Annotated in this window: 13 protein-coding genes; 8 read left to right on the top strand and 5 right to left on the bottom strand. The window is 68.5% G+C overall.

Annotation, left to right across the window (positions count from 1 at the left end; genetic code table 11):
- Positions 1 to 83: 83 nt before the first annotated feature.
- Entirely contained in the window at positions 84 to 767 is a 684-nt protein-coding gene (gene rpe / locus QM470_RS20505) for a ribulose-phosphate 3-epimerase (RefSeq protein WP_283340554.1), read from the bottom strand.
- Between the two features lie 31 nt (positions 768 to 798).
- On the opposite strand from rpe, the gene apaG reads away from it, so the two are divergent.
- The 8 genes from apaG (at position 799) to QM470_RS20465 (ending at position 9,718) form a co-directional block, all read left to right on the top strand.
- Positions 799 to 1,212, top strand: a complete 414-nt coding sequence (gene apaG, locus QM470_RS20500; protein ID WP_066541395.1) for a Co2+/Mg2+ efflux facilitator ApaG/CorD — start codon at positions 799 to 801, stop codon at positions 1,210 to 1,212.
- Positions 1,213 to 1,219: 7 nt separating this feature from the next.
- On the top strand, positions 1,220 to 3,196 hold the full coding sequence (gene tlpB, locus QM470_RS20495; protein WP_283340553.1) for a transporter-like protein TlpB: 1,977 nt from the start codon (positions 1,220 to 1,222) through the stop codon (positions 3,194 to 3,196).
- Positions 3,197 to 3,313: 117 nt separating this feature from the next.
- Complete coding sequence (locus QM470_RS20490; RefSeq protein ID WP_283340552.1) at positions 3,314 to 4,636, top strand: cation:proton antiporter; 1,323 nt, start codon at positions 3,314 to 3,316, stop codon at positions 4,634 to 4,636.
- On the top strand, positions 4,626 to 5,747 hold the full coding sequence (locus QM470_RS20485; protein ID WP_066541402.1) for a YbdK family carboxylate-amine ligase: 1,122 nt from the start codon (positions 4,626 to 4,628) through the stop codon (positions 5,745 to 5,747). The genes QM470_RS20490 and QM470_RS20485 overlap by 11 nt, the downstream gene beginning before the upstream one ends.
- Before the next feature lie 209 nt (positions 5,748 to 5,956).
- Positions 5,957 to 6,934 (top strand): thiamine-phosphate kinase, encoded by a 978-nt coding sequence (thiL, locus tag QM470_RS20480; RefSeq protein WP_283340551.1) that lies wholly within the window; start codon positions 5,957 to 5,959, stop codon positions 6,932 to 6,934.
- A 210-nt stretch (positions 6,935 to 7,144) separates the two neighbouring features.
- A complete protein-coding gene (locus tag QM470_RS20475) occupies positions 7,145 to 7,621 on the top strand; it encodes a phosphatidylglycerophosphatase A family protein (protein WP_280011480.1) in 477 nt (158 codons plus the stop codon).
- 14 nt (positions 7,622 to 7,635) lie between these two features.
- Positions 7,636 to 9,204, top strand: coding sequence for a DUF4139 domain-containing protein (locus tag QM470_RS20470; RefSeq protein WP_283340550.1), 1,569 nt, complete (start codon positions 7,636 to 7,638; stop codon positions 9,202 to 9,204).
- Between the two features lie 22 nt (positions 9,205 to 9,226).
- A complete protein-coding gene (locus QM470_RS20465) occupies positions 9,227 to 9,718 on the top strand; it encodes a CinA family protein (RefSeq protein ID WP_272972219.1) in 492 nt (163 codons plus the stop codon).
- A gap of 21 nt (positions 9,719 to 9,739) precedes the next feature.
- On the opposite strand, the gene QM470_RS20460 is transcribed toward QM470_RS20465, so the two are convergent.
- Genes QM470_RS20460 through QM470_RS20445 form a run of 4 tightly spaced genes read right to left on the bottom strand, consistent with a single transcriptional unit; the run spans position 9,740 to position 13,788 of the window.
- Positions 9,740 to 11,626, bottom strand: a complete 1,887-nt coding sequence (locus QM470_RS20460) for a TadG family pilus assembly protein (RefSeq protein WP_283340549.1) — start codon at positions 11,624 to 11,626, stop codon at positions 9,740 to 9,742.
- Between the two features lie 16 nt (positions 11,627 to 11,642).
- On the bottom strand, positions 11,643 to 11,975 hold the full coding sequence (locus QM470_RS20455) for a DUF3613 domain-containing protein (RefSeq protein ID WP_283340548.1): 333 nt from the start codon (positions 11,973 to 11,975) through the stop codon (positions 11,643 to 11,645).
- Positions 11,972 to 12,838: a tetratricopeptide repeat protein gene (locus QM470_RS20450; protein ID WP_283340547.1), complete on the bottom strand. Its 867-nt coding sequence runs from the start codon at positions 12,836 to 12,838 to the stop codon at positions 11,972 to 11,974. Before QM470_RS20450 ends, QM470_RS20455 begins: the two co-directional genes overlap by 4 nt.
- Positions 12,835 to 13,788: a type II secretion system F family protein gene (locus QM470_RS20445; RefSeq protein WP_283340546.1), complete on the bottom strand. Its 954-nt coding sequence runs from the start codon at positions 13,786 to 13,788 to the stop codon at positions 12,835 to 12,837. The genes QM470_RS20450 and QM470_RS20445 overlap by 4 nt, the downstream gene beginning before the upstream one ends.
- Position 13,789 lies beyond the last annotated feature (1 nt).

Here is a 13,789-nt window from a genome sequence, read left to right as displayed (position 1 = left end):
GGCACCAGGGAGCAATGACAAGCTGAAACGCCGACCGTCCCCACAGGAAACGCCCGCCAGCGCAGAAGCCGGCATGCGCCGCATCAGGCCGCCAGGTTGGCGCGCATGGTGTCGATCACGGCCCGGTAGTCGGGCTTGCCGAAGATGGCGCTGCCGGCCACAAAGGTGTCGGCACCCGCATCGGCCACGGCGCGTATGTTGGCTTCCTTGATGCCGCCATCCACTTCCAGGCGGATGTCCTTGCCGGAGGCTTCAATACGCTTGCGTGCGGCTTCCACCTTGCGCAGCGTGCTGTCAATGAAGCTTTGACCGCCGAAACCGGGGTTCACGCTCATCAGTAGGATCAGGTCGATGTCCTCGATCACCCAGTCCAGCACGTCCAGCGACGTGGCGGGGTTGAACACCAGGCCAGCCTTGCAGCCATGGCCCTTGATGTTCTGGATGCTGCGGTGCACATGGCCCGAGGCATCGGGGTGGAAGCTGATGTAGTCCGCGCCCGCCTTGGCAAAGGCCGTGGCCAGATCGTCCACGGGCTGCACCATCAGGTGCACGTCGATGGGCACGGGCTGGCCGGTGGGGGTCACGGCATGGGGCTTCAAAGCCTGACAGATCATGGGGCCAAATGTCAGGTTGGGCACGTAATGGTTGTCCATCACATCGAAGTGGATCCAGTCAGCGCCGGCAGCAATGACGTTGCGCACTTCTTCGCCCAGGCGGGAAAAGTCGGCAGACAGGATGGAAGGGGCAATGCGGTAGGTGGGGCTCATGGCTTTGAATTGTCGCAGTTACCATTGCACCATGCCGACCTACGAGTTTCAGGTGGAAGTCGAAACCCAGTACCTGCCCGCGCAGTCCGCGCCGCAGGAGGGAATGTTTCGCTTTGCCTACACCATCACCATCACCAACACCGGCACGGTGGCTGCCCAGCTGGTGGCCCGAGAATGGCATATCCATGACGCCCACGGCCGCGAACAACTGGTACGCGGCCTGGGGGTGGTCGGGCGCCAGCCCCTGCTGCAGCCCGGCGAGGCCCACCGCTACACCAGCGGCTGCGAGCTGACCACGTCCACCGGTACCATGCACGGCAGCTATCTGTGCGTCGCCGAAGACGCAGAGGTGTTCCACACGCCCATCCCCCTGTTTGTGCTTGATGTCGAAGATCCGGATGACGGCATGCCTGCCGCCATGCCGGCCACCCGCATCCTCCACTGAAGGACGCATGAAGCGAAATGCCTATGACCTGCCCCGCCTGCTGGCGGAGCTCAACCCCCATGCCGAACTGGCCCAGCGCCACCTCTGGCTGATTCACCTGATCGAATGGGTGCGCGCCGCCCATCCGTCCACCGACGGCGCGGTGGAGCGCGTGTGCCTGTTTCTAGATGCCCTGGACGCCGACCCCGATGCCGCCGCACGCCTGCAACTGTGGTGGCTGCAGTTCATCGACCAGGTGGACATCACCACCTTGCTGGCCGATTTTGGTTTTGCCCCCCGCACCGCCTTCTTCAGCGAGCTGACGGAACGCCTGCGCTACAAGCTGCTGCCCAGCACGCCCGAGACGATCGACGCCTCCGAACTCTTTTCCATCGCGCTGAACGAAGAATTCGATGTGCGCTGGCTCCAGGCGCTGGACGAACCTCTGCTGCAACGCCTGGCCCTGGCCCTCAGCCCCGCGGGCAGCCCGGGCGCCAGCTTCTGGCAGCACGCGCTGCTGGGCGCCATCACCTACTGCGCGGGTCAGATCCTGTCGACCGGCTTTGCCCCCGAGCTGCGCCTGCGCATGAGCGAGGAAATCCGCGATGAAAAGCCTTTCCACGCGCTGATCCACGATGTGGAAAGCCTGCGCGTGGAAGTGCTCCATGGCCTGCGCACCACCGACCGGCTGGAGCAGGCCGAGGCCCGCCTGCGCGAGCGGCTGGATGCCTGCCGCGCGGCGGTCGGCACGGTGTATACGCATTTTGCAGCCGAAGGCATCTCGGTCGGTCTGGTGTTCCGCCTGCGCCAGTTGCGCACCCGCATCGTGCGCGTGCGCCAGCTGCTGGACTGCCTGCTGTCCACGCGCCCCGAACTGGATGCGGCCCGCCTGCTGGCCGGCTTTGTCAGCGTGGGCCGCGACCGCCGCAGCCTGCGTGCGCTGTACGACGCCAATTCCTCGCTGCTGGCCGCCAAGATCACCGAGCGCAGCGCCGAAACCGGCGAGCACTACATCACCCGCACCCCGCGCGAATACCTGGACATGGTGCGCCGCGCCGCCGGTGGTGGCCTGGTGATGTCCTTCACCACCCTGCTCAAGCTGGCTTTGCATGTCCTGGCGCTGTCGGCCTTCTGGGGCGGGTTTCTGGCCGGCATCAACTACGCCATCAGCTTTGTGCTGATCCAGCTGCTGCACTTCACCGTGGCCACCAAGCAGCCGGCGATGACGGCGCCGGCCATCGCCGCCAAGCTCAAGGATCTGGAACGCGGCAATGCCGTCGAGGAATTCGTCGACGAAGTGGCCAACCTCACCCGTTCGCAGGTGGCGGCCATCCTGGGCAATGTGCTGGTGGTGTTCCCTGCCGCGCTGGGCCTGTCGCTGCTGGTGGCACGCCTGTGGGGCTCCCCGCCGCTGGACCCCATCCATGCGGTGCAGACCCTGGATTCGCTGAGCCTGCTGGGCCCGTCGCTGCTGTTTGCCGCCTTCACCGGCGTGCTGCTGTATGCCAGCAGCATCCTGGGTGGCTGGGTGGAGAACTGGTTTGTGCTGCGGCGCATGGATTCCGCCATCCGCTACAACCCCCGTATCACCCGGCTGTTGGGCGAAAAGCGGGCCCTACGCTGGTCCGGCTTTCTGCGCCAGAACATCTCGGGCTTCACCTCCAATATCGCCCTGGGCTTCATGTTGGGGCTGACCCCGGCCATTGCGGGCTTTTTCGGACTGGGACTGGAAGTACGTCATGTGACACTGTCCTCTGGTCAGATCGGTGTCGCCAGTGCTACGCTGGGCCTACAGGTCCTGCACCTGTCTGCCTTCTGGTGGGCCGTGGCCATGTTGCCTTTCAACGGCGCACTGAATGTGCTGGTCAGTTTTCTTCTGGCGTTCCGCACCGCCTTGCGTGCGCACAACGTCAGCGGCGTGGAGCGTTCGCGCATCTACGCCGGCATTCGCCACCGGCTACGCGTCCGCCCGCTGAGCTTCTTCCTGCCATCCGGCACACGTTGAACCCCAGCCACCCAGGGCACGCTGCTGCGTGATGCCAGGCGCCCCGGCCACAACGGCCGCGGTCGCGCCTCCACCCGTGCGGGCCACTGCGCCGGCACGCTGCTGAAAGGACATGCCATGCCTGACATGTTGAGCTTTTGGTCCCAATGGCTGCGCCCCTCGGCCGGCCTTCCTGCCGTGCACTGGGCCGTGCTGCTGGCCGTGGCCGCCGTGGTCGGTTCGCTGTGCCAGCGCCAGACCGGTATTCCCAAAGTGGTGGGCTATGCCATGGTCGGCGCGCTCGCCGGCTTACTGGGTTTTTCAGGGTCGGAATGGCCGTTGCACGGGCCAGTGCTGTTCCTGGTGGAACTGGGAGTGGCCGTGGTGCTGTTCGAATGCGGCGGGCGCATAGCGTTGCGCTGGTTCCGCCACAACCCCATGGTACTGGTGCAAAGCGTGCTCGAATCCGCACTGACCTACGCCGCCGTGTTCTTCACGCTGCGCTGGCTGGACCTGCCACCCTACATCGCCAGCCCGCTGGCCATGATTGCCATGGCCTCGTCGCCGGTGCTGCTGCGCCGCGTCAGCGACGACACCCATGCCAGCGGCCCGGTCACCGACCGCGCCATGGTGCTGGCCACGCTGTCCACCTTGTATGCGCTGACCATCGGCAGCGCCAAGGCGGAGATCTTTGCCCGCCCCACCACCTCGCTGCTGGACGATATCTCGCCGGTGCTGGTGGTGCTGGGCATCTCGGTGCTGATGGCCGCGCTCCTGGCCCTGCTGATGCGCCTGGCGCTGCGCTTCATGAGCCCCGCCAGCGAAAACACCTCCATCCTCATCCTGGCGCTGATTGCCGCCGCCAGCGCCGTGGCCGCCCACCTGGGTGGGTCGGCCCCGCTGGCCGCGCTGCTGGCGGGCATGGTGCTCAAGCACATGCACCCGCGCCCCTGGGCCTGGCCGCGCCAGCTGGGCACGGCCTCCAGCCTGCTGACCATGCTGATGTTCGTGCTGGTCTCCAGCGTCGCCACCAGTGCCTCCGGTGGCTGGGCGCTGGGACTGGCCACCCTGGCACTGATTGTGGTGCGCCTACTGGCCAAGTCGGTGGGCGTGGCGGTCGGCAATATCGGCTCGGGCAGCAGCTGGCGCCAGTCGGCGTGGGTGGCCTGCGCCATGGCGCCGATGTCGGCCGTGGCGCTGCTGCTGGCGTCGCAGTTCGCCCAGGCCGCCCCCGAAGCCGGGCAGCTGATTGCCAGCATTGCCCTGCCCGCCATCGTGCTGATGGAGCTGGCCGGCGCCGTGCTGGCCACCATGGCGCTGTACCGCGCCGGCGAAGGCACCGGCTGGCGTGGCGCACGGCGCAACCAGGTGGCGGCGCCCAATGCCCCTGCCCCGGCACCCGCCGCCGCACCTGAACCCACCCCGGCCCCCACTGCTGCAGGAGACCGCGATGCCGCTTGAGACTTTTCACACCTCCGCCCCGCTGACCCTGGGCGTGGAGCTGGAGCTGCAACTGGTCAACACCCACGACTATGACCTGGCGCCCTATGCCGAGGACATGATCCGGCTGATGCACAAAACGCCTCTCCCCGGCTCGGTGGTGCCGGAGATGACCAGCAGCATGATCGAGATCTCCACCGACATCTGCCACAGCGCCGCCGAAGTGCTGCACCAGCTCACGCCCATCCGCGATGCCCTGGTCAGGAATGCCGACAAGCTGAACATCGCGGTGATTGGCGGCGGCACCCACCCGTTCCAGCTCTGGCACCAGCAGCGCATCTACGACAAGCCGCGCTTTCAGGAGCTGTCAGCCCTGTATGGCTACCTGTCCAAGCAGTTCACCATCTTCGGCCAGCATGTGCACATCGGCTGCCCCGGTCCGGACGAGGCGCTGCTGATGCTGCACCGCATGAGCCGCTACATCCCGCACTGCATTGCACTGTCGGCCAGCAGCCCCTTCGTGCAGGCCCAGGACACGGCGTTCGATTCGGCGCGGCTGAACTCGGTCTTTGCCTTTCCGCTGTCGGGCCGTGCGCCCTGCGTGCTGACCTGGAAGGAGTTCGAGCAGTATTTCGACAAGATGACCGCCACCGGCGTGGTCAAGAGCATGAAGGACTTCTACTGGGACATCCGTCCCAAGCCCGAGTTCGGCACCATCGAAATCCGCGTGTTCGACACGCCCTTGACCATCGAGCGCGCCGCCGCGCTGGCCGGCTATGTGCAGGCACTGGCGGCCTGGTTCATCGACACCCAGCCCTTCACGCCGCAGGAAGACGACTACCTCGTCTACACCTACAACCGCTTTCAGGCCTGCCGCTTCGGGCTGGACGCCGTCTATGTGGACCCCGCCGACGGCAGCCACCTGCCGCTGGCCGAGCACATTCTGCGCACCATGGACCAGATCGCACCGCAGGCCGAGCGCCTGGGCGCCGCGCCCGCGCTGCAGATGCTGCGCAGCGAGGTGCAGCGCCAGCACAACGACGCCCGCTGGCTGCGCGAGCGCCAGCAGGACGAACAGCTGCTGGCCGAAGTGGTGCGCCAGGCCGGGCTGCGCTTTCGCGGTGCCGCATGACCCTACTGCGTCGCCTGCGGACTGCGGGGCTCCCTCATCAGGGAGTGGGCAGTTTCGCGGTGAGCAGTCCTTACCTTTGCTCCCGGGCCAAGGCTGCGCAAAGCGGTACGCCAGACGCGCAGGCGGCGTTGGTTTTTGTGGCGCCCGATGCCACACAAGCGACAGCACAGGCGCGACAATCGCAACCTTGATGACGAGGGCCGCACACCGTGGGTGAATTTGATCTGATCCGCCGCTTCTTCCAGCGCCCCGTGCGCCGCGCTGCCCTGGGCGTGGGGGACGACTGCGCGCTGCTGGCCCCCGGACCCGGCATGCAGATGGCTGTGTCCTGCGACATGCTGGTGCAAGGGCGCCACTTCTTTCCCGACGTGGACCCGCACCTGCTGGGCCACAAGTCCCTGGCCGTCAACCTGAGCGATCTGGCGGCCAGCGGCGCCACACCGCTGGCCTTCACGCTGGCGCTGTCGCTGCCCCTGGCCGACGAAGCCTGGTGTGCCGCATTTTCCGAAGGCATGTTCGCGCTGGCAGCCCAGCACGACTGCGAGCTGATCGGTGGCGACACCACGGCCGGGCCGCTGAACATCTGCATCACCGTCTTGGGCGAAGTGCCCGCCGGCCAGGCCCTGCTGCGCAGCGGCGCCCGCGCGGGCGACGATATCTGGGTCAGCGGCAATCTGGGCGACGCCCGTCTGGCGCTGGATGCGCTGCTGGGACGCCACCCGCTGCCCCCCGCCCTGCTGACCACCACCCGCGCCCGGCTGGAAGCGCCCACACCCCGCGTGGCCCTGGGCCAGGCGCTGCGCGGCGTGGCCACCAGCGCGCTGGATGTGAGCGACGGCCTGCTGGGCGATCTGCAGCACATTCTGGACGCCAGCGGCGTCGGCGCCTGCATCGACACCAGCCTGACGACGCCGCTGATCGCCGCCTATGCCGACATGCTGGGCTCCGAAGCCATTTTTGACCGCGACTATCTGCGCCAGTGCACCCTGGCCGGTGGCGACGATTACGAGCTGTGCTTCACCGCCCCGCCGCAGGCCCGCGACGCCGTGCTGCAGGCCGGTGCCGCCAGCGCCACACCGGTCACCCGCATCGGCCGCATCGAGGCCACGTCCGGCCTGCGTCTGGTGGACGCTGCAGGCGAGCCGGTGGCAGCGCACTTTGCCTCGTTCGACCATTTCGCGGACTGACCCCCTCGGCTGCGCTGCGCCGGACTGAAAGATCCGCGCCCTCCCTAGCCGGGCAGCACCGCAGGCATTTCTACAATCACCGCCATGGACCAACCGATTTCCGACGCCGAGCCCAAGCGCATCGTCGAACACGACACGCCTGCGGGCTCCGCTACCTCCCGCACCTTCACCGCCACACCGGCCAAGCCGCCGCGCCCGACGGTGTCTTTCATGATGGCCCACCCGGCCCACCTGATTGCCCTGGGCTTTGGCAGCGGCCTGGGCCGCATCGCACCCGGCACCGTGGGCACGCTGTGGGGCTGGCTGTCGTTTCTGGTGCTGCAGCTGTGGCTGACGCCGGCACAGATCGGCTGGCTGCTGCTGGCCTCGCTGTTCGTGGGTTGGTGGGCCTGCACCGTCACCGCCCGCCACCTGCGCGTGGCCGACCCCGGCCACATCGTCTGGGACGAGGTGCTGGCCATGTGGATCATCCTGTGGCTGACCATGCCCATGGGCTTCTGGGGCCAGCTGGCGGCCTTTGTCCTGTTCCGCTTCTTTGATGCTGCCAAGCCCCAGCCCGTGAAATGGGCCGACCGGCTGTTCAAGGGCTTTGGCTGGAAAGGGGGCTGGGGCATCATGTTCGATGACCTGGTAGCCGCCTTCTGCACCTTGCTGGTCATGGCCGTCTGGCGCCACCTGACCCGCTGACCCACGGAGCCCCCATGCACCCTGCCCTGCCCGCACTTTCGTTTGTCTGCCTGACATCCCTGGCCACTGCGGTGCAGGCCCAGGACTCCCGCATCACACAGGTCACGGTCTACCCCGGCAGCGCCACCGTGCAGCGCACGCTGCAGGTGCCTGCCGGTGCGCGCCAGGCCGTGCTGGCCTGTCTGCCCGCCGGGCTGGATGCACAGACCCTGCAGGTCAGCGCGCCCGCCGGCATGACTGTGGGCGAGCTGTCGGTGCGCCAGCAGCCGCGGGCGCTGATTCCCGGCTGTGCCCACCCGCAGCAGGCCCGCATCCGTACGCTGGAAGACCAAATCGCCGCGCTGCAAGCCGAGGCCCAGGGGCTGGAGCAGGCGGGCGGCTGGCTGAACCGCTATACCCAGCCCACAGGCACCGCCCAAATTGCCGCCACGGCCGATGCACTGCGCCGCACCGGCCAGAGCGTGGCCCAGCGCCAGCACCAGCTGGCACGCGAGCAGCAGGCGCTGGAAGATCAGCTCAAGCCGCTGCAGGCCGATGCACAACGCACCGGCGGCGCCCAGGGCCTGGCCAGCACGGTGCTGGTCACGTTGTCCGCCCCGCAGGGCGGAACGCTGCAGCTGAGTTACCAGGTGCGCGGCACCGGCTGGCAACCCGGCTACCGCGCCAGCCTGGATGTGGAACGCCAGCGCGTGCGGCTGGAGCGCACCGCCCAGGTCAGCCAGAACAGCGGCGAGGACTGGCGCGATGTGCCGATGACCCTGTCCACCGGGCAGCCCAATGCCGCTGCCAGCGGTCCGCTGCCACGCCCCTGGCGCATCAGCGAAGCCCAGCCTGCGCCGCCGGCCCCGCCCATGCCCGCTCCGGTCGCCGCGCCCATGGCCCGCATGGCCCCCTCGGCAGAAATGGCCAGTCTGGCGCCCGCGCCGGAACCGGCCAGTTTTGACGCCAGCGTCTTCGAAGGCAGCCACGCCACCCAGTTCGTGCTGCCGCAGCGCGTCAACGTCCCCTCCAACGGCGAGCAACTGAGCCTGACCTTGGGCGAGCAGCAACTGGACGCCCAGGTGCTGGTGCGCAGCACGCCGGCGCTGGATGCACATGCCTACCTGATCGCCAGCTTTGCCCTGCCTGAAACCGGCGTCTGGCCCAGCGGCCCCATCCGCCTGTACCGCGACGGCGCCTATGTGGGCGCCAGCCGCCTGGATGCCGCCCAGGTGGCCCAGACCGGCCTGGGCTTTGGACGAGACGAACGCGTGCAGCTGCGCGCCCTGCCCACCGAGCAGACGCAGGGCAGCACGGGCTTCACCGGCAGCCGCCAGCAGCGGATGGAAAGCCGCCGCTGGGAGGTACGCAACCTGCACCGCACGCCGGTCACCTTGCAGCTGCTGGATGCCGCCCCGGTGGCAGAACAGCAGGACATCCGCGTGGAATCGCGCTACAGCCCGGAGCCGGCCAGCACCCGCTGGAACGGACAGCCCGGCAGCGTGCTCTGGGAACTGACCCTGCCGCCCGGAACCACTCAGCAGATCAGCACCGAGCACCGCATCTCCTGGCCGCAGGACATGCGCTTGCGCGAGCGCCGCTGACCCCGTCCGAAAGACAGCCGACATGCCCGCCCCTTTGCACGACACCCTCTCCGCCCTGGCCCAGGCCCTGGTGGCACGCGGCTGGATGATGGCCACCGCGGAAAGCTGCACCGGCGGCCTGATTGCCGCCGCCTGCACCGACCTGCCCGGTTCCAGCCGCTGGCTGGAGCGGGGCTTTGTCACCTACTCCAATGCCGCCAAGACCGAGCTGCTGGGGGTGCCTGCGGACCTGATTGCACAGCACGGTGCCGTCAGCGAGCCGGTGGCCCGTGCCATGGCCGCCGGCGCTGCCCGGCACGCACCGGTACAGGCCAGCGTGGCCGTCACCGGCGTGGCCGGCCCGGACGGCGGCAGCGCCGACAAGCCGGTGGGCACGGTGTGGTTTGGCTGGTCTGTGCAAGGCGAACTGCACACGGCCTGCCTGCGCTTCGCCGGGGACCGCGCCGCGGTGCGCCAGCAGACACGCGACCACGCGCTGCAGCAGTTGCTGGCCCTGGTCGCATCCGCACCCTAGCCTGGCAGGTGGCGACGGTGCTCAATAGACCAACTCGGCCGCACCGCCGCAGTTGAGCTGACCGCCCACTTCGGTGAGGGCCAGGTCAATGCCCAGCAGGCGCAGCAAGCTGTTGACCAGCGGGTCCAGCACCGGCGCCAGCACCCCTGCGATGAGGCTGCCGACCAAGGACAGCAACCCCGCCAGGATGTCGTCCACCAGCTTCAGAATGCCCTGGATGCCGGCCTGCGAGGCACGCGGATCGGCGGGCAGTGTCGTCAGCCCGCTCAGGCTGCCCAAGGTGTTGTTCAGGCTCTGGACCACGTTGTCCGTCTGGATGCCCCCCCACACCGCGGCCTGGTCCAGGCGCGGGGGTTGCAGCAGCTGAAACCCCGCCACTTGTTTGCTGGCGACCGGGGTGTCCAGCTTCAGGCCCAGGCCGCCAAAGTACTGCGCCGTGCGCTTGCCCACGCCGTCGCAGCCCCAGCAGCCAATATCCAGCACCGGCAGCGGCTGCATGACCACCGGGGCATTGGAGGCAAAGGCTTTTTGTGCCGCCTCGTTGGCCGTCAGACCCAGCCGCCCCACCCGGATGTCGGCGGCCGAGGTGCGCACCGTCTGCACCAGCGCCTTGCCGGTCGGGGTGCAGACATAGTCCGTCAGATAGACCTGACCGCCGCCCGCCTCCACGAGCACATCCACCCGGCTGGGGGCCGGCAGCAGCTCCAGATCGGCATAGCCGCTGCCGCCTCCGGTCAGAAAATTGACCAGGGCCACGGCCGGCGAAATCAGCTTCAACAAGGCATTCAGCGCTGTGATGGTGGCTCCCACCAGGGGCAGGTCCACCGAGATCAGGGCCCGCACCTGGGCCGTGCGCACGAACAGCCGGTCGGCCCCCAGGGGATCGGCCTTGGCCCGCGCGGGGTCGCCGATCGCGGTCAGCTGCGGGGGTTGCAGCACCTTCAGACGCAGGCTCGTATCCGCAATCCCCAGCGGGATGTCCACCGCCGCGGCCGCCGCATTGTTGCCATTGCCCACCTGGATCACGGCCTGCGCCAGCTCCAGCACATTCAGCGAGGTCGACAGCGCCGAGGCGGTCAGCCCGCTTTGCAGCTTCAGCAACTGGTTCAGCTGCAGCCGCACCCCCGGCACGGTGGCCGCCACGCCCGCCAGACTCTGCAGGGCCTGTACGTTCGCATCCGCCGTGGTCGCGCCGCGCTGCACCACGTCCAGCATGGCCTCCAGCACCTTGTTCACGCTGATCTGGGTGCTCAGCAAGCGGTCGTAGTCCCCGGCATCGATGCCGACCTTCAATGCCAGGGTGTCCAGAAACGCCAGCAGGTCGATCTGGGTGCCCAGCAGGCCATTCCAGCCCAGCACCGAGATATCCACCTTGCCGCCCAGCAGACCGCCCACCAGCGCATTGAGCAACAGCGCATCGTTGTTGTTCTGGATGGCGGCCAGCTTGGAGCGCACGGACAGCCGGGCCAGCTGCGGCCGCTGGACGGCGGTGGCCGTGGCCTGCAGGCTGCGGCGCCCGCCGTCGGCCGCCGGCCACACAAAGAAATACGGCACCGTGCGCTGCACCGTGACCCGGCAGGCGTTCACCACCGTGGCAGCACCGGCCACGAAATAGCTGGTGCGCTGTCCGGATGCATTGGGCTGCCAGTGACCGTGCTGCACCTGCAGCGAGTCGGTCCCTGCCCGTCCGTTGCTGGCGGCGCTGGCCGCTGCCAGGGACGCACAGGTGTTCACGGGATCCGCGGCACCGGCCACAGCCGCCAGATCGGCCATCTTCTGCAGCTCGCGCTGCTGCCAGAACAGGTTGCCGATATCGAGCGCCATCAGGCACGACAGCGCAACGCCCATCCACAGCGCCGCCACCAGCGCCACAGCGCCTTTCTGGGCACGGTGCAGGGACAGGTTCACGGAGGCCTTCGGTGCGCTATTTCTTCGCCATGGGCGATGCCGCGCGCTCAGGGATCGGGTGGGCAAAGCTGTCCACATAGCGCGCGTAGACTTTCTGCGCCACCACGCCGGCCATGGGCTGCGGGGGACGGGATGGCTCCGTGGCGGCCTGCTGCTGCAACAGGGCGCGTGTGGCCTGCCCCACGGGCATGGCCGCAGAGGCGGTCCCTGGCAGGCGCGGACAGGGCGGTGCCGCGCACGCAGCCACCGGAGCCGCATGCGCAGCTTGCGGCTCCAGTGGCAGGGTCTGCGCGGACACGCTGCCCACCCCCACCAGAACCAGGGTCCACCACATCGGTTTGCAGATCATGAGGGTGCTCCTTGCTGTGCCACAGCCGTGGTGTCGGGGATGGATGCGGCCGCGGGAAGCGGCGGCGGCAAAGCCGGTTCGGGCGTGCGCTGCAGCACTTCCAGCTGCTGGGCCTGCTGAAACACCTGCTGGCGCAGCGGGGCCCCCATCTGGTGCTGCTGCATCCACTGGGCCGCTTCCTGGTCCTTGCCAAACAGCAGCAGGTACACGGCCACATTGCTGAGGATGCGGCGCTGTGCCGGCTGCAGCTGCACCGCCTGCATCAGCGGAAGGCGTGCGTCGCGGGCCTGCGGCGTGTGCAGCAAGGCGTAACCCAGATCGTTCAGCAGCAAGGCATCGGTCGGCGACAGCCGGCGTGCCGCCTGCAGCTGCGCCACGGCCTCCCGGTACTGCCCTTGCGCGGCGGCCAGCAGGCCCAGGCCATGCGCTGCACGCGCGGCCTGGCTGCCGCTGTGCAAGGCCCGGTACAGGCGTTCACTGTCCTGGAACTGGCCCGTCTGGCGCAGCGCATCGGCACGCAGCAAACGGCTGGTGTCCGAAACACCCCAGCGCTGCTCCAGCGCGTCCAGATGCGCCAGCGCGGCATACCACAGCGATTTGCGCTGCAGCTCCGCCACCACCTGCAGGTAGCTGGCCTGCGTCTCCTGCCCCAGCATCGGCGTGGCGTCACCGGCGCGCTCGGCATCAGCCTGCTGCTCCGCCCGAGCCTGGCTGTCCGCCGCCTGCGACGAAGCCATGGCCGCGGCCGCCATGCTGCCCAGCACCTGGGTGCTGCAGCCGTACAGCCCCAGGCTGCCTGCCAGCGCGGCGGCCAGCAGGCACCGGCGCCACCCCCATCCCTCTGCACTGCCTTGCTGCTTCATTTGACACTCCCCAAAGTTCGCATCACGGCCAGAAAGCCGGGGCCGGCGGTGATCACCATCAACGCCGGCAACAGGGTCAGGACCATCACCGCCGTCATCTTGACCGTGACCTTGCCGATGGCCTCCTTCATGCGCATGCGCCGCTGCTCGCGCAGGCGCTGGCCGAACTGGCGCAAGGGTTCCTGCACCGCCCCGCCGTGCTGGTCGATCTGCACCAGCAACGCCGTCAGATCGGCCAGGCTGTCGCTGTGGAACATCTCGGACAGTCGGGAAAAAGCCTGGTCGCGGGAACGCCCGCCGGCATACAGCCGGTTGGCCAGCTGCAGCTCACGCGACAGCACCGGCAGCACCTGGCCAAAATCCTGCGCAATCAACTGCAGGCTCTGGTCGATGCCCTGTCCGCTGCCCTGCAGCAGGGACAGCAGATCGACCAGCACCGGCAACTCCGCCTCCACGCTGCGCCGCCGCCGCTGGGCATAACGGCGCAGCCCCCACTTGGGCAGCAGATAGCCCAGGGCCAGCGCGGCAAACAGGTACAGCCAGGACAGCCGGGCCATGAAGGCCGGCGCCCACACGGCCAGCAGCAGGGGCAGAAAAGCCATCAGGGCCAGGCGTGCCAGCACCAGGTAGACCACACCCAGGCTGTTGCCAAAGCCGCATTGCGCCAGCAAGGTCCGGTCTTCCTGCGCCACCACCTGCTGCCCGGCGGGCGAGGCCAGCCATGCCCGCAGGCGCTGGCTTTGGCGCTGCAGCCACTGGCGCGGGCGCAAGGCTGTGCGGCTGCGGGGTGTGGGCCCCACCGGCTGGCGCCGCTGCAGCACCGCGTCCACATGGCGGTGCCGCTGCGTCCGCTGCCGGGCCAGCCGCCACAGCCACCACCCGAGCACCAGCAGCGGCAACAACGCCAGCGCTGCCAGCACACTTCCTTCCCCAGGCAGATAGCGGTCCATG

It is taken from the genome of Comamonas sp. 17RB (assembly GCF_030056555.1).
In the GTDB taxonomy this organism is placed as follows: domain Bacteria; phylum Pseudomonadota; class Gammaproteobacteria; order Burkholderiales; family Burkholderiaceae_C; genus Comamonas; species Comamonas terrigena.
The sequence above is the reverse complement of the archived record's forward strand: the minus strand, read 5'-3'. Positions and strand labels throughout refer to the sequence as shown.

Bases quoted from the DNA above. Each gene is read 5' to 3' on its own strand.
- QM470_RS20450 (WP_283340547.1), bottom strand. From the start codon at position 12,838: ATGAAGCAGCAAGGCAGTGCAGAGGGATGGGGGTGGCGCCGGTGCCTG.
- apaG (WP_066541395.1), top strand. From the start codon at position 799: ATGCCGACCTACGAGTTTCAGGTGGAAGTCGAAACCCAGTACCTGCCC.
- QM470_RS20475 (WP_280011480.1), top strand. From the start codon at position 7,145: ATGATGGCCCACCCGGCCCACCTGATTGCCCTGGGCTTTGGCAGCGGC.
- QM470_RS20445 (WP_283340546.1), bottom strand. From the start codon at position 13,788: ATGGACCGCTATCTGCCTGGGGAAGGAAGTGTGCTGGCAGCGCTGGCG.
- QM470_RS20470 (WP_283340550.1), top strand. From the start codon at position 7,636: ATGCACCCTGCCCTGCCCGCACTTTCGTTTGTCTGCCTGACATCCCTG.
- tlpB (WP_283340553.1), top strand. From the start codon at position 1,220: ATGAAGCGAAATGCCTATGACCTGCCCCGCCTGCTGGCGGAGCTCAAC.
- QM470_RS20455 (WP_283340548.1), bottom strand. From the start codon at position 11,975: ATGATCTGCAAACCGATGTGGTGGACCCTGGTTCTGGTGGGGGTGGGC.
- QM470_RS20485 (WP_066541402.1), top strand. From the start codon at position 4,626: ATGCCGCTTGAGACTTTTCACACCTCCGCCCCGCTGACCCTGGGCGTG.
- QM470_RS20490 (WP_283340552.1), top strand. From the start codon at position 3,314: ATGCCTGACATGTTGAGCTTTTGGTCCCAATGGCTGCGCCCCTCGGCC.
- QM470_RS20465 (WP_272972219.1), top strand. From the start codon at position 9,227: ATGCCCGCCCCTTTGCACGACACCCTCTCCGCCCTGGCCCAGGCCCTG.
- rpe (WP_283340554.1), bottom strand. From the start codon at position 767: ATGAGCCCCACCTACCGCATTGCCCCTTCCATCCTGTCTGCCGACTTT.